21 protein-coding genes are annotated in these 25,804 nt (G+C 39.8%); 3 read left to right on the forward strand and 18 right to left on the reverse strand.

The features are described 5' to 3' along the window. Positions 1-524: 524 nt before the first annotated feature. The 5 genes from carB to G613_RS0105130 form a co-directional block, all read right to left on the reverse strand. Complete coding sequence (gene carB / locus G613_RS0105110) at positions 525-3,866, reverse strand: carbamoyl-phosphate synthase large subunit (protein WP_029231630.1); 3,342 nt, start codon at positions 3,864-3,866, stop codon at positions 525-527. A 3-nt stretch (positions 3,867-3,869) separates the two neighbouring features. After that, positions 3,870-5,075 (reverse strand): carbamoyl phosphate synthase small subunit, encoded by a 1,206-nt coding sequence (locus G613_RS0105115; RefSeq protein ID WP_029231631.1) that lies wholly within the window; start codon positions 5,073-5,075, stop codon positions 3,870-3,872. Between the two features lie 191 nt (positions 5,076-5,266). Then, on the reverse strand, positions 5,267-9,073 hold the full coding sequence (locus G613_RS0105120) for a phosphoribosylformylglycinamidine synthase (protein ID WP_029231632.1): 3,807 nt from the start codon (positions 9,071-9,073) through the stop codon (positions 5,267-5,269). A gap of 106 nt (positions 9,074-9,179) precedes the next feature. Then, a complete protein-coding gene (locus G613_RS0105125) occupies positions 9,180-9,767 on the reverse strand; it encodes a TetR/AcrR family transcriptional regulator (protein WP_029231633.1) in 588 nt (195 codons plus the stop codon). A 35-nt stretch (positions 9,768-9,802) separates the two neighbouring features. After that, the gene (locus tag G613_RS0105130) at positions 9,803-10,288 is read right to left on the reverse strand and encodes a hypothetical protein (RefSeq protein ID WP_029231634.1); all 486 of its coding nucleotides are present in this window, start codon (positions 10,286-10,288) and stop codon (positions 9,803-9,805) included. Positions 10,289-10,488: 200 nt separating this feature from the next. Between G613_RS0105130 and G613_RS0105135 the strand changes: the two genes are divergently transcribed. After that, a complete protein-coding gene (locus G613_RS0105135) occupies positions 10,489-11,376 on the forward strand; it encodes a LysR family transcriptional regulator (RefSeq protein ID WP_029231635.1) in 888 nt (295 codons plus the stop codon). On the opposite strand, the gene G613_RS0105140 is transcribed toward G613_RS0105135, so the two are convergent. After that, positions 11,373-12,959, reverse strand: coding sequence for a hypothetical protein (locus G613_RS0105140; protein ID WP_029231636.1), 1,587 nt, complete (start codon positions 12,957-12,959; stop codon positions 11,373-11,375). The two genes, G613_RS0105135 and G613_RS0105140, sit on opposite strands and share 4 nt — an antisense overlap. 164 nt (positions 12,960-13,123) lie before the next feature. On the opposite strand from G613_RS0105140, the gene G613_RS0105145 reads away from it, so the two are divergent. Continuing rightward, positions 13,124-14,017, forward strand: coding sequence for an HAD family hydrolase (locus G613_RS0105145; RefSeq protein WP_029231637.1), 894 nt, complete (start codon positions 13,124-13,126; stop codon positions 14,015-14,017). Positions 14,018-14,149: 132 nt separating this feature from the next. On the opposite strand, the gene G613_RS0105150 is transcribed toward G613_RS0105145, so the two are convergent. Further along, positions 14,150-14,638 (reverse strand): RNA polymerase sigma factor, encoded by a 489-nt coding sequence (locus G613_RS0105150; protein ID WP_029231638.1) that lies wholly within the window; start codon positions 14,636-14,638, stop codon positions 14,150-14,152. A gap of 224 nt (positions 14,639-14,862) precedes the next feature. On the opposite strand from G613_RS0105150, the gene G613_RS0105155 reads away from it, so the two are divergent. Beyond that, entirely contained in the window at positions 14,863-15,135 is a 273-nt protein-coding gene (locus G613_RS0105155) for a hypothetical protein (RefSeq protein WP_155828037.1), read from the forward strand. 70 nt (positions 15,136-15,205) lie between these two features. Here the strand turns inward: G613_RS0105155 and G613_RS0105160 are convergent, their stop codons facing one another. From G613_RS0105160 to G613_RS0105210, 11 genes are all read right to left on the reverse strand, one after another. After that, positions 15,206-16,684: a flippase gene (locus G613_RS0105160; RefSeq protein WP_029231640.1), complete on the reverse strand. Its 1,479-nt coding sequence runs from the start codon at positions 16,682-16,684 to the stop codon at positions 15,206-15,208. 24 nt (positions 16,685-16,708) lie between these two features. After that, positions 16,709-17,803, reverse strand: coding sequence for a polysaccharide pyruvyl transferase family protein (locus tag G613_RS0105165; protein WP_029231641.1), 1,095 nt, complete (start codon positions 17,801-17,803; stop codon positions 16,709-16,711). Next, positions 17,788-18,921, reverse strand: a complete 1,134-nt coding sequence (locus tag G613_RS0105170; RefSeq protein ID WP_029231642.1) for a Coenzyme F420 hydrogenase/dehydrogenase, beta subunit C-terminal domain — start codon at positions 18,919-18,921, stop codon at positions 17,788-17,790. The genes G613_RS0105165 and G613_RS0105170 overlap by 16 nt, the downstream gene beginning before the upstream one ends. A 19-nt stretch (positions 18,922-18,940) precedes the next feature. Next, entirely contained in the window at positions 18,941-20,254 is a 1,314-nt protein-coding gene (locus tag G613_RS0105175) for an O-antigen ligase family protein (protein ID WP_029231643.1), read from the reverse strand. Positions 20,255-20,286: 32 nt separating this feature from the next. Next, positions 20,287-21,393 (reverse strand): glycosyltransferase family 1 protein, encoded by a 1,107-nt coding sequence (locus G613_RS0105180; protein ID WP_029231644.1) that lies wholly within the window; start codon positions 21,391-21,393, stop codon positions 20,287-20,289. A 32-nt stretch (positions 21,394-21,425) separates the two neighbouring features. Further along, on the reverse strand, positions 21,426-21,917 hold the full coding sequence (locus tag G613_RS0105185) for a glycosyltransferase (RefSeq protein WP_029231645.1): 492 nt from the start codon (positions 21,915-21,917) through the stop codon (positions 21,426-21,428). A gap of 19 nt (positions 21,918-21,936) precedes the next feature. Then, a complete protein-coding gene (gene pssD, locus G613_RS0105190; protein WP_330361444.1) occupies positions 21,937-22,398 on the reverse strand; it encodes a PssD/Cps14F family polysaccharide biosynthesis glycosyltransferase in 462 nt (153 codons plus the stop codon). A gap of 32 nt (positions 22,399-22,430) precedes the next feature. Further along, positions 22,431-23,159 (reverse strand): CpsD/CapB family tyrosine-protein kinase, encoded by a 729-nt coding sequence (locus tag G613_RS0105195; protein WP_029231647.1) that lies wholly within the window; start codon positions 23,157-23,159, stop codon positions 22,431-22,433. After that, on the reverse strand, positions 23,140-23,988 hold the full coding sequence (locus tag G613_RS0105200) for a tyrosine-protein phosphatase (protein WP_029231648.1): 849 nt from the start codon (positions 23,986-23,988) through the stop codon (positions 23,140-23,142). The genes G613_RS0105195 and G613_RS0105200 overlap by 20 nt, the downstream gene beginning before the upstream one ends. Then, the gene (locus G613_RS0105205; RefSeq protein WP_029231649.1) at positions 23,981-24,718 is read right to left on the reverse strand and encodes a hypothetical protein; all 738 of its coding nucleotides are present in this window, start codon (positions 24,716-24,718) and stop codon (positions 23,981-23,983) included. The genes G613_RS0105200 and G613_RS0105205 overlap by 8 nt, the downstream gene beginning before the upstream one ends. A 66-nt stretch (positions 24,719-24,784) precedes the next feature. Then, complete coding sequence (locus G613_RS0105210; protein WP_196805035.1) at positions 24,785-25,798, reverse strand: LCP family protein; 1,014 nt, start codon at positions 25,796-25,798, stop codon at positions 24,785-24,787. Positions 25,799-25,804: the final 6 nt, after the last annotated feature.

Raw genomic sequence — 25,804 nt, forward strand, 5'->3', positions numbered from 1 at the left:
ATCAATCTCAGTAATACTATTTCTGTATCAAATGCTCATTTGTTATTACTAAAATTGCTCTCTGTAATACCATTCAGGTCTTCCCTGCCTTCTTGGTATTATCAAAATCAATCTCAGTAATACTATTTCTGTATCAGATATCCATTTGTTATTACTAAAAATATTCCCTGTAATACCATTCCTATCTCAGACATCTTTCTGTTATTACTGAAAACTTTCTCGATAATACTATTTCTACCATAGACATCTATTTGTTATTACTGAAATAATTCACTGTAATGCCAATCATGACCAATGCGGCAGCATTATTTGCTTTTGACCTCTTGATTAACTTTTATTCCATATTAGATGAATGACAAGGCCTTTAGAGCTTGCGTGCCTTGACATGCATCTAATATGGAATAAACTTCTGAGAGAGGTCATAAAGCTAATCATAAAAAATGCCATATAGGTTCGCACCTATATGGCATTTTAAATATAAAAGTAAACTCGCTCTGCAAACTATTAGTCCTAAGAAGATATCCTTATAGTCTTGCGATGTCCACAAGGGTAAGGGCCTCTTCTGTGCTGGCGCTCTCAAGGCTCGTTACGAGGGCTCTTGCGGTGTCGAGGGCGGTTATTACGTTTACGCCGGTTTCGATGGCAGTTCTGCGGATGATGAAACCGTCACGGGTCTTGTCTCGGCCCTGGGTAGGTGTGTCGATAACAAGATCAATCTTGTGGCCCAGGATAAGGTCGATGACTGTAGGTGATTCCTGGCTTAGGCGGTTAATCTTTCTTGCGGATACACCGTTTTCGTTGAGGGTATCTGCTGTGGATCTTGTGGCGTAGATGATGTAGCCAAGCTTCTTGTAGCGTCTTGCTATATCAATTACTTCACCCTTATCAGCATCCTTAACTGTGATGATCATCTGCTTGTACTTAGGAAGCTTAACTCCTGCACCAAGGAAGGCCTTGTACAGAGCTTCATCAAAACTCTTACTGATTCCAAGGCACTCACCTGTACTCTTCATCTCAGGTCCAAGGCTGATCTCAGCTCCTCTGATCTTCTCAAATGAGAATACCGGCATCTTGATTGCAACGTAACCTACTTCAGGCTGAAGTCCAGGTTTGTAACCAAGGTCTTTCAGTTTCTTGCCCATCATAACCTGAGCTGCCAGGTCTACGATAGGAATACCTGTAACCTTACTGATATAAGGAACAGTACGGGATGATCTTGGGTTTGCCTCGATGATGTAAACCTCATCTCCTACTGCTATGAACTGAACATTGATAAGTCCGATTACATGAAGGGCCTTAGCAAGTCTCTTTGTGTATTCTGCAATTGTCTCTTTTACCTTGTCAGAAAGAGACTGGGCAGGATATACAGAAATCGAGTCGCCTGAGTGGATACCGGATCTCTCAATATGCTCCATGATACCGGGAATTACAATATCTTCTCCGTCACATACAGCATCAACCTCTGTCTCAACACCCTGAAGATACTTATCAACAAGGATAGGATGATCCTGAGCATATCTGTTGATGATGTTCATGAACTCTTCTATCTCTTCGTCGGAAAGAGCTATCTGCATGCCCTGTCCACCAAGAACGTAAGACGGTCTTACAAGTACTGGGTATCCTAAGCGATTAGCAACCTCTTTGGCTTCCTCTGCAGTATAAACTGTAGCTCCCTGAGCACGTTTGATCTGTGTCTGTTCAAGGATCTCATCAAAGATTTCTCTATCCTCTGCAGCATCAACATCCTTGGCATCTGTTCCGTAGATCTTGACACCCATCTTCATAAGATCCTGAGTAAGCTTAATCGCAGTCTGACCACCAAACTGAACAACAGCTCCGTCGGGCTTTTCAAGGCGAACGATATTCTCAACATCCTCAGCTGTAAGTGGCTCAAAGTAGAGCTTATCTGCAATGTCGAAGTCGGTACTTACAGTTTCAGGGTTGTTATTTATTATGATTGTTTCGTAACCCTCATTCTTAAATGCCCAGGTTGCATGAACTGAGCAGTAGTCAAATTCGATACCCTGACCGATTCTGATAGGACCTGAACCGAGAACAAGAATCTTTTTCGCTGAGAAGTCCTGATGAGGTTCTGACGAATCTGGACTGAACGTGTCATGGCGAGCATCGCGAGCGCATGACTTTCCTTGCTTTTGATTCTTAAGTGCAGCTTCATCCTCTGAATCAGGACCGTTGTAAACTGAGTAGTAGTAAGGTGTTTCTGCTGCAAACTCAGCTGCGCAGGTATCAACAATCTTGAAGGTTGCATGTATGTTGTAGAAATCCCTCAGCTCTTTTAACACAGGAACAGGGAATCTTGTAAGCCTTGAGATAACTGTATCAGGGTACTCAAGGCGCTTTGCCTCAAGCATAGTATCAAAGCTGATTACCTTCTTGGCATCCTCAAGGTTTCCTGTCTTACCTGCGGTATTCTTCTCGCCGCAGCGAAGAAGCTTAAGTTCCATCTTGACCAAAGTGTGGAGCTTATCAATAAACCAGTGGTCGATCATGGTGATGTCATGGATTTCGTCGTGGCTGATACCGCGGCGAAGAGCCTCAGCGATAACCCAGATTCTCTGGTCATCAACAACCTTAAGTCTCTCTACAAGCTCATCATCATCAAGGTCTGAGAAGTCATAGCTTGTAAGGCAATCAACGTGCTGCTCAAGGCTTCGGATGGCCTTCATCATAGCACCCTCAAAATTGGTGCAGATACTCATGACCTCACCGGTAGCTTTCATCTGGGTAGTGAGAGTTCTTTTGGCTGTAATGAACTTATCGAATGGAAGCCTTGGGAACTTAACTACGCAGTAATCAAGAGTTGGCTCAAAGCTTGCATAGGTCTTGCCGGTAATGGCGTTCTTGATCTCATCAAGAGTGTAGCCAAGGGCAATCTTGGCAGCAACCTTGGCGATAGGATAACCTGTAGCCTTACTTGCAAGAGCTGATGAACGGCTAACTCGTGGGTTAACCTCAATTACGCAGTACTCAAAGCTTGTAGGGTGAAGGGCAAACTGAACGTTACAGCCACCTGTGATCTTAAGCTCGTCGATAATTGAAAGAGCTGCGCTTCTAAGCATCTGGTATTCCTTGTCAGAAAGAGTCTGAGAAGGAGCAACTACTATTGAATCTCCTGTATGAACACCTACAGGATCGATGTTTTCCATGTTACAAACTGTAATGCAGTTGCCGAGGCTGTCTCTCATTACCTCGTACTCGATTTCCTTCCAACCTGCAATACAACGCTCTACAAGAACTTCGTTAGCTCTTGAAAGTCTAAGACCGTTTTCAAGGATTTCTTCGCACTGAGCCTGGTTATAGGCAATACCGCCGCCTGAACCTCCAAGGGTATAGGCAGGTCTGAGTACTACCGGGTAACCAATCTTATTGGCAAAAGTAACACCATCAAGTACATTGTGAACAACGAGGGATGCTGCAACAGGCTGTCCCAGTTTTTCCATCGTATCCTTGAATTCCTGTCTGTCCTCAGCTTTTCTGATGGTCTCAGCGGTTGTTCCGAGAAGCTTAACATTGTGAGTTTTTAAAAATCCTGATTCATCCAGCTCCATTCCAAGGTTAAGACCAGCCTGGCCTCCAAGGGTTGGAAGGATTGAATCCGGTTTTTCTTTTTCTATTATCTGCTCAAGAACCTTAACTGTCAGAGGCTCAATGTAAACTTCATCAGCTATGTTCTTGTCAGTCATGATGGTAGCAGGGTTAGAGTTTACAAGTACAACCTCTACGCCTTCTTCCTTAAGTGATCTGCAGGCCTGAGTTCCGGCATAATCGAACTCTGCCGCCTGTCCTATTACAATAGGTCCTGAACCGATTACCAGAACCTTTTTAACGTCTTTATTCTTGGGCATTTCTTATTTCTCCTTGCGAATCATATCTACGAATCTATCAAACAAGTAGCTGCTGTCCTGTGGTCCCGGGCATGCTTCCGGGTGGAACTGAACTGTGAAAATGTTCTTGCCCACATACGCAAGGCCCTCGTTGGTTCCGTCATTTACATTTATGAAAGCAGGCTCAGCTATGCTTTTATCTAGTTTGTCCATGTCTACTACATAGCCATGGTTCTGGGATGAAATATATACTCTGCCATTCGTCAGGTCTTTTACCGGGTGATTTCCACCTCTGTGTCCGTACTTGAGCTTGTAGGTATCCGCTCCTGTAGCAAGGGCCATAAGCTGATGTCCAAGGCATATTGCAAAGATTGGCGTATCTGAAGAATAGAGCTTTTTGATTTCCTCGATAACCCCCTTGCAGTCCTTGGGATCTCCGGGGCCGTTGGAAAGCATGATTCCGTCAGGCTTATCCCTTAAGATTTCCTCTGCGCTGGTATCAAAAGGATAGATTGTTACATCGCACCCTCTTGCAGCAAGGGAATCTGCTATGTTCTTCTTGGCACCAAGATCAAGAAGGGCAACCTTAAGGCCTGTTCCATTTAGCTCTTTTACGATTGCTGGTCTCTTTTCTCTCTTAGCTAAATCACCTCTAAGTGATGCCTCATAGTCCTCTTTGTTAAAGACTGCGCTTCCTGAGATAGGACCGTTTTCTGCCAGGTCACTTACGCCCTTTAAGAACTTCTTTTCCTTGCAGGAAACCTTGCTTACAACATCTCCTGTTGTGTAGGCATGGAGCTTATCTTTTACCTGGTCATAGGTTATGTTCTCATTGGTTGTAAGATACCCGTTCATGGTACCCTTGTCTCGAAGGAGTCTTACAAGAGCTCTTGTGTCTATTCCCTCAATTCCGGGAATCTCGTACTTGTCCATGAACTCCTGAACTGTCATGTCGCATCTGAAGTTTGAAGCCACATGAGACAGCTCTCTAACTATGATCGCATCAACCCAGGGTCTGTCTGATTCCATATCATCAAGGCATACCCCGTAATTGCCGATCAGCGGATATGTCATACAAACTGCCTGTCCCGCATAGGATGGGTCTGTAAACACCTCCGTGTATCCTGCCATGGATGTGTTGAAGACGATCTCGCTCACCACATCCTTGTCAGCCCCTATATGCTTTCCCGTGAAGACCGTTCCGTCTTCCAGTATTAATCTTGCTTTCATAAACTCCTCCGTAAATATACTACTTATTGAGTGATATACGGATTGCTCCACTTCGTTCTCGCAATCCTACATTCATTCGGAAATCGATATACTCATTTCATTCGTATATCTTTTTCCTCATGTATGTTCGGTCTGCAAGGTCATATGTGAATTTGTGCAAGCACATTCACACATGACTTTGCATCCCTTTATCACTCAAAGTACTCTACACCACTCTCAAAGATCTTAAGATCCTGCTCACCGTAGATGTTAATAGCTACGCCGTCGCCTCTACGCTCTGAGTGAGCCATCTTACCAAAGCATCTTCCATCAGGCGAAAGGATACCCTCAACTGCTCTGTAGGATCCGTTGATGTTCCACTCATCGTCCATGGTTACATTGCCCTCAAGGTCGCAGTACTGGGTAGCAATCTGACCATTTGCAAAGAGCTTGTCAAGGACGTCTGCAGGTGCAACAAATCTTCCCTCACCGTGAGAAGCAGGGTTTGTATATACTCCGCCAAGAGTAGCCTTAGACAGCCAAGGTGAGTTGTTGGAAACAACCTTGATTGTAGCCATCTTGGAGATATGTCTTCCGATTGTATTGAAGGTCAGTGTAGGTGAATCTGCAGTCTGGCCTGTGATCTTGCCGTTTGGCACAAGACCAAGCTTGATCATAGCCTGGAATCCGTTACAGATGCCAAGAGCAAGACCGTCTCTGTTGTGGAGAAGGTCATCTACTGCTGCCTTGATTTCTTCGTTCTGGAAAGCTGTTGCGAAGAACTTAGCACTTCCGTCTGGCTCATCACCTGCTGAGAATCCGCCTGGGAACATGATGATCTGAGCATTCTCAATGGCTTTCTTGAACTCTGCTACAGACTCTTCAATATCCTGTGCGTTTCTGTTTCTGAATATCTTGATGTTTACATCAGCACCTGCTCTCTGGAAAGCCTGAGCACTGTCATACTCACAGTTTGTTCCAGGGAATACAGGGATGAATACTGTAGGCTTTGCAACCTTGTGCTTGCAAACATATACGCTCTCTGCCTTGTACAGATCTGACTGTACAGGTGTCTTTTCCTCGTTAACTGTTGAGTGGAATACCTTCTCGAGCTTGTTCTTCCAAGCATCAAGTGCTTCTTCCATGGCAAAAGATACACCGGATACTGTAAATGTCTTGTCATCAGTAACTTCACCGATTTCTCTTGCACCCTCTACCTTAAGTGCGTCGGCAAGCTTATCTACTGCAACCTCAGCAACGATATCAGCAATGTCGTTTGTAAAGAGCTCTTTTGCCTCTACTGAATCTGCAATCTTAACGCCCATTCCGTTACCGAATGCCATCTTGCAAAGAGCTGCTGCAATACCGTAGCAATCCTCAGCGTAGGCAGATACGATTGCGCCCTTTCTCATGAGCTCTGTGATCTCGCCGTAGAGCTTCATTACCTTGTCATAATCAGGAAGGTCGTATTTATCTTTGGCAATCTTGAACTGAACCAGCTTGTTTCCGGCCTTCTTAAGCTCAGGTGTTACTACATCAGAAAGCTTAGCAACATCTACGGCAAAAGAAACCAGTGTAGGCGGAACGTTTATCTCATTGAAGGATCCTGACATTGAGTCCTTGCCACCGATTGAAGCGATGCCGAACTTCATCTGAGCATCGTATGCACCAAGAAGTGCTGTAAGTGGCTGGCTCCATCTTGTTGGATCCTCAGTCATTCTCTTGAAGTACTCCTGGAAAGTGAAGTGAAGCTTTCTGTAATCACCACCTGTTGCCACGATTCTTGCAACAGACTCGGTTACAGCATAGGCAGCGCCGTGGTATGGGCTCCAGCTTGAAAGATATGGATCAAAACCATAGCTCATCATAGTTACTGTATCTGTCTTGCCACCAAGAACAGGAAGCTTAGCAACCATAGCCTGTGTCTCCGTAAGCTGGTACTTACCACCATAAGGCATGAGAACTGATCCGGCTCCGATAGAGGAGTCGAACATTTCTACAAGGCCCTTCTGTGAGCATACATTAAGGTCTGAAAGTTCTGCACGTAAAGCTTCCTTAACATCGCCGCTTTCCAGAGCCTTCTCAACATCCTTGCTTGCAATCTTGTTAAAATAATTATCATCTGCTACAGGAGCTTCTACCTTAACTGTAGTCTCCTGATGAGCTCCGTTTGTATCAAGGAAAGATCTCTTTATGTCTACAATCTTGCTGCCTCTCCAGTTAAGGACAAGTCTTGGCTCCTCTGTAACAACAGCAACCTTAACTGCCTCAAGGTTTTCCTCTGCAGCATAGTCAAGGAACTTGTCAGCATCCTTAGGTGCTACAACAACTGCCATTCTCTCCTGTGACTCAGAGATAGCAAGCTCTGTACCATCAAGACCAGCGTACTTTTTAGGAACAAGGTCAAGGTTAATATCAAGTCCCGGAGCAAGCTCACCGATAGCTACTGAAACTCCGCCTGCACCAAAGTCGTTACACTTCTTGATAAGCTCACTTACTTCAGGTCTTCTAAAGAGTCTCTGCAGCTTACGCTCTGTAGGAGCATTACCCTTCTGTACCTCTGCACCGCAGCTTGTAAGTGACTTGCTGTCATGAGCCTTGGAAGAACCTGTTGCTCCACCGCAGCCATCACGACCTGTTCTGCCGCCAAGTAGGATAATGATGTCTCCCGGATCAGCGCTTTCTCTGATTACATGCTCCTGTGGAGCAGCACCCATAACTGCACCAATCTCCATTCTCTTGGCAACGTAGCCTGGGTGATAAACTTCTTTTACATAGCCGGTAGCAAGACCAATCTGGTTACCGTATGATGAATAGCCGCTTGCAGCGCCACGTACAAGTTTTTTCTGAGAGAGCTTACCCTTCATGGTCTCTGCAACAGGAACTGTAGGATCTGCAGCGCCGGTTACACGCATAGCCTGGTATACATAGCCTCTTCCTGAAAGCGGATCTCTGATCGCACCGCCAAGACATGTAGCAGCGCCACCGAAAGGCTCAATCTCAGTAGGATGGTTGTGAGTCTCGTTCTTGAAGAATACAAGCCAGTTCTCAGTAACAGGACCATTGCCGTAGTCAACTTCAACCGGAACAACTACTGTACAAGCGTTGTTCTCTTCAGACTCTTCCATGTCTGTGAGCTTTCCGTCTTTTTTAAGCTTCTTCATTCCCATAAGAGCGATGTCCATGAGGGAAATGAATTTCTCTTTTTTCTTATCATCAGTTGTGTAAAGCGCATCTCTGCTTGCAAGGTAGTCTTCGAAGGAAGCCTTGATTGGCTCAGCATAGAAGCCCTCTTCAAAAGAGATGTCTTTAAGCTCAGTTCCAAAAGTAGTATGACGGCAGTGATCTGACCAGTACGTATCAAGAACTCTGATCTCTGTCATTGAAGGATCACGCTTCTCGTCACCTGCAAAATACTGCTGAATCCATTTGAAATCGTTGAAGGTCATGGCAAGTCCAAGACTGTTGTACAACTCTCTTAGCTTATCCTCTGCCATATCCTTGAAGCCATCAAAGATTTTGACATCTTCAGGATCATCATAGGTTTCAACAAGAGTCTGTGGCTTATCATCTGAAGCTATACGTGAATCAACAGGGTTCATTGTATAGTCCTTGATCTTCTCAAGCTCTTCGTCTGAAATATTGCCGATAAGCATATAGGTAACTGCAGTCTTGATAACAGGCTCTTCGTCACCCTTTATAAAGCGAACGCACTGCTCGGCTGAATCTGCTCTCTGATCGAACTGTCCAGGAAGCGCCTCGATGCTAAACACTCTTGCTCCCTCTGGAATTTCGATGTTTTCTCTATATAGAATGTCAACCGGTGGCTCAGAAAAAACAGTACCAACAGCCTTCTCAAATACTTCATCAGATACGTTTTCCACATCGTAGCGGATGAAAATTCTAACCTTTTCAACGGTCTTGATTCCAAGGTATCCTGAGATCTCATGTCTGAGTTCTCTTGCCTTTCCTGCGTAAGGTTCTTTCTTTTCTACGTAGATTCGTCTTACAGTGCTCATAACTTCTCCTCTTTCTTTTTTATATCTATGAACTGACTAGTCAGCATCATACTTTTTTGACATTTTAGTATAATAAGAAAGTGCTTAATAACATTTATTAAGCACCTTAGTCTTCGGGGACTAATCCCTCTAACACATACATTAATTCTCTATCAATGGCTTCTTCTGTAATAGAACAAGTCTTACTCATGATCTTGAGTCCTTCCACCACGTACATTAAATTGCGGGCACAACCAAGAGGGTTCTCGCAATAAAACTCATCATTCTCGATTCCATTTTCAATTAATTTCTGAATAATGGTAACCGCTGTATCAAATTGATTCTTAAGTGGATTATCTTTTGCAGAAACTTTATGAACGGAAAAATATTCATAAGTGGCTACAGTAAGATTGTTCTTTTTTCTGAGGATTTCTTTTTTCTGCTCCTTGAGGAAAAGAGCAAGCATATCACCTGCAGAAGCATCGCCGGAAAGGGCTGCTACAACTGCCTCTTCATCATCCTCATCATGTTCATCGGCAAGAACTGCCATGAAAATTTCTGCAGTACTGGAAAAATAGAGATAAAGACCCCCGCGGCTGATGTCACAGGCATCTACAATGTCCTTCATAGTTACATTCTTATAACCTTTTTCGGAAAAAACTGTTCTGGCCTTCTCCAGAATGTATTTCCTCTTCTGTGTGGACTTCTCTCCCATTACTTTTTTCTCCCAGTCAAAAAATTATGTGAAGCTCACGCTAGCGGCTTGTCAGATTCGTGTCCCCAAACTCTGCAAAGCTCATCCATTTTAGCAACTACATTATAGAGAACACCGTTGCGGACTCCCTCAGCCCAAACAGTTCCTTTGGTCATACCGGATAAAATATACTTGGATAAGATTCCGGCAAGATCCTCCATATCTTTAATCTCGGCGTCATGAATGAACAACAGCTCATCCTTGGCAGTATTCAAATGATTTCTGGAATAAACATAAACATAGTTGCGATCAAGCAAATTTGTAGACTGTGCCGCCTTAACAAAGGCAAGCAGATTAGAATCATAAACCGGAAACGGCATTGATTTGAGGTCGCTGTTACTGTAACTGGAAGCCACCTCTACTTTGGCGTTATCTTTAAGCCATCTCAAATATGGAACTAACTTGGAAACCTCGGGTCTGTATCTTGAAACGATATCCTCAACACTGTTCTCATTGACATTGTTGTCATTTTCAAAACTCATTGAAAGCCGCTCCTATTCTGGCTTGTAGCCGTTTTCAAACTCGTGTGTCACTTATCTTTTTCAGTTCTTGATAAATAATAGCATGGACGCAGCCAATTGTACAGAATAAAATATATACATTTTTCTTGAAATTAGTATATTCTTTAATTATGAAAGTTTGCCAGGCTTAGTATATTTTTTACCTGCCTTTTGGAGGAGCAATGGTCGAAAATCTGGAGTATTACAAGGTATTTTATTATGTAGGAAAACTTGGGAGCATTACTTTGGCGGCAAAAGAGCTGTCTATCTCCCAGCCTGCTGTCACACAATCTATCCATCAGCTTGAACGCTCTTTGGAATGCACTCTTTTCCAAAGGACATCCCGTGGCATGAAGCTCACAAGTGAGGGAGATCTTCTATATAGATATGTAGAAAGAGGCTACGAACAGATTGATCTTGGCATTCAGCGCCTCAGGCAGATTCAGCACCTTGGCGCAGGAGAAGTCAGGATTGGTGCCAGTGACATGACTCTTAGATTTTTTCTTTTGCCATTCCTTGAGAAGTTCCATGAGCTGTATCCCGGCATCAAGGTTACCGTAACTAACGGCCCAACTCCTGAAACCCTGCAGTATCTGGATGATGACAAAATTGACTTCGGTGTTATATCCACTCCCTTTGCAGAAAAAGAGGGCTACAACTATTTTCCTGTTTCTAATATAGAAGATACCTTTGTAGCCGGCCGCCGCTTTATTCAGTACAAGAACAAAACTCTGGATTTCAGCGATCTTAAAAAGATGCCGCTTATTCTTTTAGAGGCAAACTCCAGCACCAGAAACTATATCAATAACTTCCTTAGTTCCCATGACGTTGACATTCAGCCTGAGTTCGAGCTTTCAACCAGCGACATGATAGTCCAGTTCGCCCTAAGAAACCTAGGCGTAGGCTGCGTTGTTAAGGACTTTGCAAAAGAGTACTTGGATAGCGGAATGTTGTTCGAACTTCGCTTTAACTCCCTGATTCCCAAGAGACAGATCTGCGTTATCACAGATGAGACCAGGCCTTTGTCAATTGCGGCATCACGGCTTTTGGAGTTAATACATACTATTTAATTAGTAGGTTTAAAGATCTGTCCATTAACCACATACAGATTCTCTTCCATTTCCTCGGTGCAAAACTGCACCAGGTCTGTCTTGTGATCTCCGCCGGATATCATGTAACAGTCTCCGGTAACAAGAGTAATCTTTTCCGTTTCAGGGTCATAGGAAAAGAGATCATCGCCATCCACGAAGTACAGGATATCTTCAAATTTGGAATACTCCAGATGATTGTGGACAGAAGCACCTGAATCTTCCATATTGCAAATAAACTTCGTTTCATCATTGTTACCATCGTAGCAATACAGCTTAAAATCCGTTGTCACGAAATAGAACATATTGTGCTTTTCATTGGTTCTCATGGTTCGTATATTATAGTCTGATAGAAATGACTTGTCATGGACAATCTTTGTTTCAAGCTCGCCATCTTTTCCTTCTACATAAGTCACTATGGCCTTATCAATCTTGTAATTACCGTCAATAGCATAGGCAGTAAAGACGCCGTCTTCATATCCGCTAAAGAGATAGGTACCATATTGATCGAACAGGTAAACCCTTTCCTTGGTTTCTGTTATGCAGCGCATTCTGCCTTTATATTTGTACACAAAATCATCAAAACCTTCATTGGAAAGAATCATTATCTCCTGACCGCCAACCTTCCTGACAGTATAGTCAAAAGGAATATAGGCATTCCATCCGTCCAGGAAATCTTTGTGGAAATACCCGGTTTCTCCGTTAAAATAGTAATCCTTGCTTCTCATGCTGCAGAATATGTCTTTTTGCTGCTTACTCATCACCACGAAGTTGTAGTCATACTGAGACATGGAATACCCAAATCCCCAGATATCATCCTTCTCAATATAGCAAATCTCTATTTTTCCGTTTCCATCGCCTCTATATCCGAAAATGTACTTTCCCTCATCACTGATAGACAGGGGCATAATATATTGATTCTTAGTTACCACTTTGCTTTTTCCGGTTTCAAAGTTAACTGAATACAGACAATCTTCTTTATTAACATAATACAAAAGATAATTTCCCTCCGGTGATAATACAGCCTCAGATGCGCCCTTCCATACCATGTTGGTTTCTTTGGTTTCAACATCATAGATATAGACTTCATTATCTGCCTCGGAAGGCTTCTTAATAATATAGAAGACTTTATTTCCGGATAAAGACATTCCGGCTCTGCAGGCCTTTTCGGCTACAACCTCATATTCAAGATCAGAGTTAAAAAGATATACCTTATCCTTGCCGTCATATACAAGAGCCTTATCCTGGAAGTAATCAGACTGTATCTCATTGGTGTATCCTGTGTATGTCTGATCTCTACCGGCAATGTCTCTGACATCCACAATTTTGCCCTGATTATTTATAAGGTAGTTCTCGTGAATAACCATTGTCTTGTCACCGTATTCTTCTTCGTAAACAGGTTCGGCCTTCTCAGCTTTTTTGGCCTGAATATAGTCCTTTAAAAAATAGTCATTTAAATAACTAATCCCCAATGCAGCAAAGAAACACAGTATCAGAAACATTATGACTTTGCTGTAGGTTATCTTGGAGGCTATCTTTTTTAAAACTTCAATCACTTTACTCATAATTCAAATATTCTTTCTTAGTTTTTCCCGCAAATTATTATAATAAAAAAATCCATTTATCACTAATACAAACTTATAAATTGAAAAGTTGAAGTTCTTTGTGTATACTTTTACTCTGTATGTAGAAGTAGGGAAATATGCTTAGTTTAGATAGGAAGATTTATATGAATAATAATGAAAAAACACCTTTATACAAAAGAGTTCTGGCAATCGTTGGACTTGTGATCATCGCAGGACTTATAATCGCGTTTTTGGGAGTTGCCCTCTTTGGCGGTCCTGATTCCAAGGATATGTTCATGGGCCTTGCCGGAGCAATCGTTGCAGTTCCAATTATGCTGTGGCTCCTTCTCTGGGGTCTCGGCGCAATTACAGGAAGACACAATATCGCATCTCTTGATGCAGGCTCTTCCAACAAGCAGCACGACAAATTTGGCAATGTAATTCCTGAAGGCAAGATCAATACTGTTGTATTTGATATCGGCAACGTACTTACTGATTTTGCCTGGAATGATTTTCTTAAAGCCAAGGGCTACGATGATGCCATGATAGAGAGAATGGCAAAGGCTTCTGTTGGAAGTGATGACTGGGTTGAATACGACAAGGGAAATCTTACCAACGATGAGATCGTAGAAAGATTTGTAGAAAACGATCCTGAAATTGGAGAACAGCTCAAGGATGCCTTCGTAAATATCGACGGAATCATCCTCAAGAGAGAAAAGACAATCCCTTGGATCAAAGCCCTCAAGGCAGCAGGCTATAAAGTTTTGTACCTTTCAAACTTCTCAAGACAGGCTCTTGAAGGCTGCCCTGATGCCATGGCTTTCCTCGATGAAACAGATGGCGGAATTCTCAGCTATAGAGACCACGTTGTTAAGCCACAGCCTGAAATCTATCACCTTCTGGAGCAGCGATACAACTTAACTCCAGAGCGCACCGTATTTATCGATGATACTCCGGTAAATATCGAGACCGCAGTTAAGCTTGGCTGGAAGGGAATCGTTTACAAAAATTATTCTCAGACAGAAAAAGAGCTCAAGGCTCTTGGAGTGAACTACTAAGATAAATAATCCTGAAATGGATATATAAATATTGTAAAAGGATGCCTATGTTAAAAAATAAACTCCGTATCTTCGGATATATTCTTTAAACTTAGGCATCCTTTTTTGTAGTTTTTCCTTAGTTGTCAGTTGTCACTCTCCAAGCAAATCCTTGAGTCTTCCAAGAGCCTCTCTGTGGCGAAGTTTGGTAATACCATAGGAAAGGTTCATCTGCTCTGCCACTTCCTGCAGTGTCAGCCCCCTATAGTATCTAAGAACAATGATATCCATCTGCTCCTGAGGCAGCGCCCTAAGCGCCTTGGCAAGCTCTTCCAGATTCTCATTATTAAGGACTTCATCCTCAATCAGACTCTTATCCTCAGCCAGATCCTCCGGAATCTCCGAATGAATATGATTCGTTCTGTAAAAATCAATAACCGTATTACTGGTCATTGCATAAATCCAGGTTGAAATACTGGCCTTCTTCTCATCGAAGGTATCAATTTTGCTATAAATCTTAACAAATACATCAGAACACAGATCCTCAGCATCCTCTATCTGATTAACATGATTCCTGATGTAAGCAAAAACCTTGTCGTGATACTTCTCGTAAATCTCCTCGTTAGTAAGTTTAGTTCCCATCATGTCCCCCCTAGGCTAGTCACAAACAACGTCATCGAAATTAATTATACAACAAATAATAGTACTTCTTCACACACAAATTTCTTAATCTTTTCTTAATGTTATTCCAAAAGTATTTACAACCACTATCAAATAGTTTAGTGTATACAAGTCGGCATTCAGCCGATGCAGTGCCGCTAGCTGTCGACTACTGTATTGAGAACGATATTCTCAAAGATTTCTTGGTGAAGGAAAGGAAGGCGGTTATTACGTATAGTCTATACGAATATGATCAAGCTGGACATATGAAAGCGCTCAAAGAAGATTCTCTAAACGAAGGTGATTATAAACGACTCATAAGGACAATTTGCAAGAAAATTGTAAAGGGTAAATCTCTCGAAACTATTGCTGATGAAGTTGAGGAAGATATAGAAACTGTACGCCCAATATATGATGTAGCAATCAACTATGCTCCTAATTATGACGTGGATGAAATCTATAAAGAGCTTCGCAAATGAAATTGCTAAGCGGCGGTCTGCTCAAGCAGGCCGCCGCTTATATTTAATTACATATTTCTCCGTAATAAGCTCATGTTCTTTCCGCTATTATTGTATTTTTTCTCTTAACACGCGCTAATGCACCAGTAATAATATTCAAATACATAGTCTTCTTAAAAGCAATCCAGTATACAACACATAAGACAAAAAATAAAAGGCCACCAATCAACACTTCTAATAACAGTGAAAGAATACTATAAGTAACCATGCTATCCATGGACTTAATCACAGCATACATTACCATAGCGATAAATAAATATGGAATTGCACTTCTAAGTGATCTAAGTACTGAATAACTCTTTCTAATTGCCACACACTCACATATCAAAACAATAAACTGAGTTGCCAATGTAGCTATAGCCGCTCCTAAAGCACCGTAGATAGGAATCAATAGCCAGTTAAGCATAAAATTAACTAATACCCCAAATACTGTAGCTCCTATATATATCTTTTCTTTTCGTAGTGGAACAAGATACTGGTTATTAATAACATAAGTTAAACCATATGCCGGTAGTGTAAAACTCATAACCTGAATCAGAATACTACATGGAGAAAAATCCTTGCCCCAGAACACTACAGAAAATGCTGACGAAACACCGGCTGTTCCAAAGCCAAAAGCAATAGTGAGCAAAAGAATTACTTCGATAGATTTGTCTAACAGTTCATTAAATGCTTTTGAATTTGAATCTCCCGCAAGGTTTGACATTCTTGGAACTAAAACAACGCTTAATGCCACAGCCAGATTTCGAGCAATAAGTGCCTTCTCAGCATTAGAATAATATCCAAGTTCAGACATTACACTCATATGTCCAAGCATAAGTTTGTCCATGGTAGTATACAGGAATGTTGCCATAATAGGAATGAATATCATGTACAAGCCTTTTGTATGCTTAAAGACATCTTTGATATTCACCTTTACAAGTTTTACCCTGTTTCTGGCAAGTGCAATGTATACAAGTGCACCTGCTAAAGGTTCACCCGCCATAATAAGTGTATATAGTGGTAAATCTTCTTTGGTTCGTACAAATGCAAAAATAAGTACTACACCGATGATTCTTATTATCATTGTTTTTACTGCAATAATATTAAACTCTTCTAATCCCGTAAAAACATAGTTAATAAGAATAAGTGAGGCTCCTACCAAATAAATAGTCTGTATCAGCATAAGCCCAATATATTTTGAGAACAAAAAAGAATACGCAAGATAAGCTATAATCACCATCCCAGCATGAAGAAACTGAAAGCAAAACAACTCACTAAACTTTTTGTTTAGTAATTCTCTATTATCCCTGACTGTAGCAATTTCTCTGGTTCCATACTGAAACATTCCCAGCAATGCAAATGTCAAAAAATAATATGAGACAGTATATACATAAGAATAGATACCAAGCGTCTCAGCTCCCATTCTTCTAGCCAGAATAGGCGATGTAACCAGTGGAAGTAGCATATTGGTAATTTCTATACCTACCTGCCATACAAAATTCTTTTTAATACTCTTTTTTTGACTCATAAAAAATCACTCAAACTTGCTAGTTTAACAATTCTTAATAGAATCCATCAGCCAGTCATGAGACTTACTTGCAAGTTCTTTTCTTTCTTTTTCAACTTTTTCGTAATCAATTGGCGCATACAGAATTTTCTTAATACATTCTATATTTTCCAAGTTGATATTCTTAAAATGATCCTCTAATGATAAATCACCAAGCAAATCCTGAATTCTTTTTTTAACATTTCCATCAGCATCATATTTATCTGAAATAAACTGCTTATTAAATATAAGTGAAAAAACTGTGCCATGGAAAGAATCTGTTAAAACATATTCTGCGTTGCAAATCCACGAAAGATAATCTTCAGGGCTACTATGCAAAAAGAATTCAAAACTCTTTTTGTTATCAATTAAAACCAGCCCCTTTTCTTTCGCTATAGCCCTTGCGGCATCCATTATTCCAGGTTTGTCCGCCATCAAGAAACAGAACACATACTTTTTCTTAATTAGTCTTTTGCTTTTTATTTCGGAAAAGATGGATTTCTCGGCCAACAAAGTCGGATCACAGCATACAGTTGTATCTAGATTAAAATTTTCACCCAGATAATCCTTTAATGACTTTTCTCTGACTGATATAGCATTAAACTTACTAATTATCGGAAGCACTTTTGATATTTCTGTTCCAATGGTATCTCCTGCAGATGCTGCATACGCTATACGCGATGCTTTTTCAGGCACAAAATCAAGGTAATAAGATAAGTCTCCACCTGTTATCCCTAAGTTCCATACCTGATCACTGCCAGTAATAAATACATCATATTTATTGGCAATCAATTCTACATTGCTTCTTGGTATGTTCCTTTCATCAGAAAGTTTTATCCTTGATTCATTAAAATCTGAAAAGGCGATAAATTTACGCTTACCGTGATATTTTTTAATAGCGGCTTTTACATACCCTTTTATACTCTTATTAATTACTTCACCCTTTGACTTAAGCTCTCCGTCAATTTTCTCATTAACATAGTCTATAACCTCAACATCATACCCATCATTAGATAATGTCTTATATAATGCGTATGTCTGAAGCGCAGCACCATAGTTAACACTATTGTGAAAAGTAATAATACCTATTTTCTTTTGCATATAGCATTAATCCCTTTTTTTAACACATATTTATAATTCAATAGAAGATTATTCTCTCCGTACTTTTTGAGAATAAACGAGAAGTCCTTACTAAAATAATCATTCCAAAATTCTGTTACACTTCTATTGGCTTTTGAAGGCCCCTTCATATTGGGCTGAATGTAATCATTTATATCAACACTCTTAAAAACGACATTTTCTTTAAACTTCTCGAATAATTCCACACCCTTAGCAGAATTTATAAGCACTAGTGACACTCCTCTACTGTCAGCAAAACTCGGATCCTGCTTTTTTACTCCCCAGGCATCACCTATTGTTATATCAGAGCACCTACCTAGTGAAGCATACTGACACTGAAAGCAAGAATCTCTAAGGCATAAATTTGACCAAAATATCTTATAAAAATGTCCAGTAGAATACTTATCAATACCATAAAAACTGCTGGTATTAGCCCCCCATCCGGAGTATAATTTGTCTCTCCAAATTACCTGATGTATTTTTCCAACTTTCTTTCGGGCTTCATTCAATATTCCGCGGAATATCAGCACAGAAGGAACACCATGACAAACAATATCAACTGTATACAAATTGTCTGTACATACTTTTTTATTCTTAAGATACTTTTTTAGAGCCCCAACCTGACAAGGCGTACCCGAAAAAAGAACTTTATGACTTTCCAGAGCTTTTTCTACCTCTCTGTATGTATAATTAACTCTGGCCTGCATGTATTTAGAGCCATGCATTGCCTCTCTCTCTTCTCTACTCTTGGCGCAACCATACACACCTTCAAAATTCTCATCTGCAACAACACCAAATACCATTCCATCATCATCAAGAATCGCATTGGAAACTGCAGTAAACGCACCACCTGACTGGCTCATCAAATGCTGCACAGAATCTTTTATTTTTAATATATATGCATTACTAACGTTTTCTTTTTCAATCTTGCTATTGCATACTTTCTGACATAAACCACAATCTACACATAGCGTTTCATCAACTACAGGATTTAAAAATCCTTTTTCATTCTCTGCCATAGAAATAGCTGATTTTGGACAAATCGACATGCATGCAGCACAACCGCAACATGTTGTTTCGCAAATAATAGAACCTTTCATATAACCTCTACTTAAAACATCATTGTAAACTTAATGAAGCGTTGCTTTGACTAAACGAATCAAACATCACTATTTTATTAGTCCTGTACTTGATCAATTCAAGGCCGTTATAGCAAGATACCAAATACAGCCAAAACCAATAGGAACATAAATCCAAATCAGGGCAAGCAATAACCAAGCAAGTTACAGAAGAAATTGCAGCATATAATACGCCGTAATACCCCAAAGAATACTTCTTAGCCCGTATTCCTCTAAACACTACTCTCCAAACAGAAGCAATGTTAAAAGAAACAAATGAAATCAGTCCAAGTATTCCCAATTCTCCCATTATTGTGTAAATAATACTGCTTCCTCTAATGGCCTTATAACCAACGCCGAAAATAGGTGACGTATTATATGCATCAAGTGCCTCCAGATTCCATCTTGCACGTGTAACTCCGGAAGCAGATGAAGCCTTCGAAAAAATAACAACATCTAAGACATCATAAAACATAGTAAAGAAAACAAATGCCAATACTGCAGCAAAGGAAACAATCAAAACTTTCCATTTAAGCTTAAGCTCTTTTGTACTGACAATAAAAATAAGCCCTGTAATTATAAATGCTCCATACGCCGTTGAGCTTAGCGAAGCAACAATTATTATAACAAGCATAATTAATAGAGCGATGTTTTCTTTAAGCCTGTTCCAAAAGCAAACCAAGTAATAAAATGCCCCAACAGCAAATGCTGCCATATATGACGGTTCCATAAATGTAGAATATATTCTGCCATTATGATATGCATCATTATGGTTGAAATATACGTCAGTAGAGTTATCACTGTAAAAAATATACTTCAAGAGGATTTTGGCTGCTGGCACAAACCTTGTAATTGACCATTGAATCACTCCAACAGCAACAACGAAAATTATTATTGTTCTTACTAGCTTATATAAATTCTCTTTTCCAATACTTTTCGCTGTCCTTCTCATTAACAGAAAGGCAATCATATAAACGAAAAGCTGAAAAATAACTAATAATGTTTCACTAAGATTACTATTTTTATATCCGCTTACTATAATCAAAATAGCTAGAGCTACTAGTGATAAACTAGCTAGAAGAGACTTATCTTTACGAATTCTTGTAAATTTAAACTTCGAAGAAATAAAAAACTTCGCTATAAAACAAATTGAAGTTAATACTTGTGGCCCTACTCCGGAGCTACCATGAAGGTACAATACATTTGCACATTGAAATGTCATAAAAATCAATGTGGCAAAAAACATATACTTAATATCCGCCTTTTTGAAACAATACAGCATAATTAATGCCCATATAACGCCAAATATTGTCACAATACTTCCTCACTAAAACACAAAAAAACAACTCACGCCAGGCTTGTTAGTTCCAGATAATCTCTCTCTAGCTTTTCTACACGATCAGCTATATCATAATTTTTAGCACTAGAATATGCCAGTTCAGACATCTTCTGTCTATCATCATCCGGGTATGGAACCACCTCTGAAGCCCAGGACTCAGCATCCTTATCAAATGAAATAAATTTAGTCTGATTATTTATATTAACCTCACTAGGAACCTGATCTGATGTAACACACCTAAGTCCATTAATCTGAGCTTCTACGAAAACAATCCCAAGTCCTTCATATTTGCTAGGTAACACAAACATATCCATAGCATTATATAAAATTTCTACATAATCTGATTCACCATAATACAATATTCTATCCTTGTAAGGATGCTCCTGTATTAATTGCTGAATCTGTTCAAGTAATGGCCCCGCTCCCACAAGAAACAGGAATGCATCCGGATTCTTTTTTGCTACCTCTTTAAAAATATCCAATAAAAAAATGTGGTTTTTTTGATTATTAAATCTAGCCACATTACCAATTACGAACTTATCCTCTATATTTAGCTCACGCCTTATAGATTTTCTCATTTCCTGATTGAATAAAAACTTGTTTATTTCAAATCCATTCGTAAGAACCTGGTAGGAACTATTTCCAAACATCCATTTGCCTGCCAAATCGCTACAAGCATATCCTTTTGTGTACACCCTTTTAAAAATCGGCGATAAAATCTCATGTACCTTTACATGATCACATGTACTATTGTGACAATGAGCAATTCTTACCTTGATTCCTGCTGCTTTTGCTAAAAGCAACTCTATTGTTATTGTTGCGCTATTACCATGAATATGAACTATATCATATTTTCCTTTTTTAAGGATTTTCCACATAGCCATATAACATTTCAAGGACGAACTACCTTTGGCAGGTATTTCTTTGATTTCTATCCCGTTCTCACGGCACAAATCTCTATAAGAATCTGCAATAGGAGTGCCTGCAATAATAGTTGTTTTAAAACGTTCTTTATCTAAATTACAGGTATAATTCATCAGTACAGTTCCGATACCACTTACTATTAAATCTTTGGTGATATGGACAACCTTTACTTTTTTTGTTTCATTTGACATATTTCACTTATCCACTTTCTACGAAAGATGATTCAGGCTATTATTTCCTGAACAATTCTCTCAAACTCTGAGCAAAAAGCATCATTATTGCTTTTAATTCCATTCTTTAATCCAGCAACAATTTCATCATAGTTAGCCAAGGTTTTATCCAATTCTTTGATATTCTCAACAAAAATAATATTTCCTTGTCTTTTTGCTACCTGTTTGCAAAAATCAAATTGGTGATCATTAACGTGCTCGCCAAATGATTTTCTTCTAGGCACAACCACCGGAATTTTGCCAGTCTGAAGAGGCATAATAAAGCTTGAAGGTCCACCATGAGTTACGACTATACGTGCTTTTGCAACATTTTCTTTCATTTCGCTATAGCTAAAAAGCTTTTTCCATGTAGCTTTCTTGGGTATATATGTACTAAAGCCAGTTTGGATCACCACTTCCTCGCCATGGCTCTCTGCCCACTTATCCATATATTCTACAAGTCTGTTAAACTGCTGTTCATGTGTACCTACTGTTACAAATATCATCTGTTTGCCTCACAACTAATTAAAATATGCTTCCCAAATTTATAGCCTTGGGATAAACCTGCTTCATTTCTTCCCACTCAACCAGGAATTTATCTGTTACCGGATAACACAATCTTCCAGAGATTGTTGGTTTATCAATTCTATCGAAGACTTCTATGTAGATAGTCCTCGCTCCATACAGTTTACCAATCCAGAAAAATGGGATTGCAGGTGCTGCTCCGGAAGTGACAATTAATGTTGGTCGTTCTTTACGTAATATCTTTATTGCTCTAATAGTATTTATAACCAATGCCTTGATGCTTCTGTTTGAAGGGAAATATGCCGAATACATCTTTTCACCTTTTAAAAGACTTCTAGCATCTTCTTTGTCAAAAGTAACCCAGAAGCGATCCTTATCCTGCCAGTACTGCTTTAGCATATAAAGATGTGCCAAATGACCACCTGACGAACCAACAAAACAAATTTTCAACTTTTTTTCCATCCTTGCACTCCTCCCACGCAAATCTTTACTAATCAGTTTCTATATGAATCCTGAGATCCATACCTATTAGAATAGCCATATCCATAGCCATAGCCGTGTTTATAATATCCATATTTCTTTTTGGAGTTATCAACCTTATTCAGTACTACCCCAAGAATCCTTGATCCGGAAGCAAAAAGCTTATCCCTTGTTTTCTGAATAAGTCTATAATCAACACTTCCAGCTTCAACCACAAGAATAGAGCCATCCACAAATGAACCTATAATTGCCGCATCTCCAACCGATGCAAGTGGCGGAGAATCAATAATAATCACATCATATTCATCTCGAAGTTTTTTTAACATTTCTTCAAATTTTCCGGATGCGATTAACTCTGTAGGGCTACTGCTCAATGGGCCTGCAGGAATAATATCAAACTCTACATCATCATCCTTGGCTACATTCCTGTAAATGATATCTTCAAGTCCACATTGTCCTGTCAAATAATGTGTAAGACCACTTCTTATAGAGCCCTTTGTAATCTTAACTTTAAGAATCGACTTACGAAGGTCGCAATCGATATAAAGTGCTTTTTTTCCAAGATCAGCAAAGGCTCTTACTGTTTCAAGCGCGATAGTGCTCTTTCCTTCATTGGGTGTACTGCTTGTAAATAACAGTGACTTTATGTTTTCACCGCTAAACCTGATACTAGATCTTAAGTTCTTAATTTCCTCCGCCATAGCAAAAGGAAGTTCCATTTTTTCAAGCTTTATTTCTAACATTTAAAACTAACTCCTTACAATTGCCTACTTCTTCACCATAGATAAGCGAAATTGCTTTATTACGCATAAGCTCATCTGCAGTACTTACTCCATATTTCTTTTTCAGAAACAAGTAGCATTTTTTCATTTTAGGAGGACGATTCTCCAAATCATGACAATCTGAAGAAATCAAATCCACCATCTTATGTCTAACAAGTCCTTGAGCGATCTCGCATTCCTTGGTTTTTGCTTTTGATAAAAGTGACTCGCAATTTACCTGAACCAAAGCTCCATGTTTTTTCATCCTGTAAACAATTGTAGGCCTGTCCTGCACGGCAGGATAGCGCTCAACATGCGCTACTATAGGTATAAGTCCTGCCTGCGAAGCTTTTTTGATAAATATTTCAAACTCACTATCCTGCATTTTATTAGATGAAAATTCCAATAAAATGCACTTATGTTTACCAAAAGGAACTATTTCTTCTTTTGGAACATATCTTTTATTTTCAAATACTATTTCTTCTTGTCCACTAGAATAGCCATCAAGCAGCGCTTCTAGTCTCTCATCACAATGATATTCGCGGCTAAGTAAAAGAACCATATCACTCATATCAGTTGTTGAAATCCACTTTTTCAAATCCTTATATTTCTTTGCCACCTTATTTATGGGTGTATCAAAGGCCCCGTTTCTATAATGAGCAGTTAAAACGATAACCCTTACGCCTTGGGAATACTCTTCTCTAATCAGGTTCTCTGCATCCTCATAGTCTTCAGCCCCATCATCAACAAAAGGAATGATATGACAATGGATATCAGCCGTTTGAATGGCTGTGCTTTTCCAGTCAATCATGGAAAAACTTTTTTTGAAGAGCAGCTGCAGCAATTGCAACTAGTGCTGCTCCAGCAATAACTAAAAGCCAAATACTATCACCAGTTCTTGGAGATGTCTTTCTCTCAGTTCCAAGAACAGCTCCATTTAAAGTATTTGTCTTTGCAACAATGGCTACTGGTGAAAAGCTTGTAAACTTGGCAACTATCTTTCCATCTGTAACTGTTGATTCTACAACTTCCCATAATCCATTATGAAAATGAAGTACATATACTTCAGATTTAGAATTCAATCCTGCGAAACTAAATGCTACATACAATGGCTTTTCTTCAGATACATCTGTTCCGGTAGCCACATTTAAGTCCATACTCTGAATAACAGAAACCTCTTCCGCTTTAAGGGCTGTAGCAGTCTTAGTTGTATTTCCTGATGAAACCTTTGAACTAGTCTCATTATTTGTAGCAGACGCCAAAACGTTGTTGATAATCTGTACTACAGTCTCAGTCTTGCTAAGAGTATTAACTATCGCCTTATCCTTAATCTTACTGGTAGTAATTCCCTCTCCAGACACAGCATTTCTAGTTGCACCAAGGACCTGTGCCCCAGCTGTCTCAGCTTCTTCTGCAGATCGTCCAACACCTGCAATTTCAATTGTTGTTGTAACACTTTGCGCAAATGCTTCTACAGTAAATAATGCATTTGCCATAATTACTACTGCTGCCGCAGCACTTGCTAATACTTTCTTTTTCATATCCCTCTCCTTGTTGTAAGATACATATTGTTATATAGGATAAATCCGAACCCACTAAACAATTCCTTATTCTTTCAAATAGAATAGCTTTAGCACCGTTTCTGTGAGTTTTTTATCATCAACATAGAATTCGTCGTGAATCCCATCTGTCACATTTTCTCCAGGTAAAGTAATTACTTCTCCTGAATACTCATAATTTGTAAGTCGGCTGACGCTATCTGCATCAACATCTTCATACAGATAATCTCCTGCGGCATTTTCCATAATTTCTACTATGGAATCTCCCTGTCCCTTTATTGTCTGGAACAATGCAAGCATGAATTGCGTCTGTCTCGTCATTCTGGAAATGTTACTTCCTCTAACCTCAATATCACGGTTATGTACAAACGCCTTAGCTGCAACTCCATCTAAATGAATAACCGCTCCTTCTGTATAGGAAGGATCAAGATCAGTTTCATCCGTCTGCAGCTGAAGTGTCACGCCTCCAATAGAATCTACTATCGGTTCAATTCCGTCCATAGTCAGCGAAATAACACCATCTATTCGAGTTCGTCCCAACAGATCGGACACTTTTTCCTTGGTAAGGTTGCAGGCTTTCGCTGGAGTATCGCCATAAGAATACTGCATAGTTAACTGCTCGCTTCCTCTTGCAAGAAACTTTCCATCATTGTCGTAAATGTCTACATCAACCATGGTGTCTCTATTGATTTCAAGAGGTGTAACCGTATTGTTGTCATTATCTAATAAAAAAAGGATTATGGTATCACTTCTACCACCCTCTGTAATTCCAACGCCGTCTCTCTCCTGTTTGCTACTATCTATTCCAAGAAAAAGTATTGTGTCTACATGTGTATTCACTTCATATCTGAAGCCTTCATAAAAAACACTTCCATCAAAGCTATCTTTAGCAAATTCTCGACTTACACCTGCCACAGAGGCTTCTACGCCAGAGCTTTCTGCAGCTCTTTTTACACCATTAGCTTTTTTATTGTTAGCTATTGTCTCACCTGCCATCAATGCAATAAGCAGAGACGCTACTAGCAAAACAACATATTTAACCGCATGTTTATTACTTCCCATATTTAT

This window comes from Butyrivibrio sp. VCB2006, assembly GCF_000420945.1.
GTDB lineage: Bacteria > Bacillota > Clostridia > Lachnospirales > Lachnospiraceae > Butyrivibrio.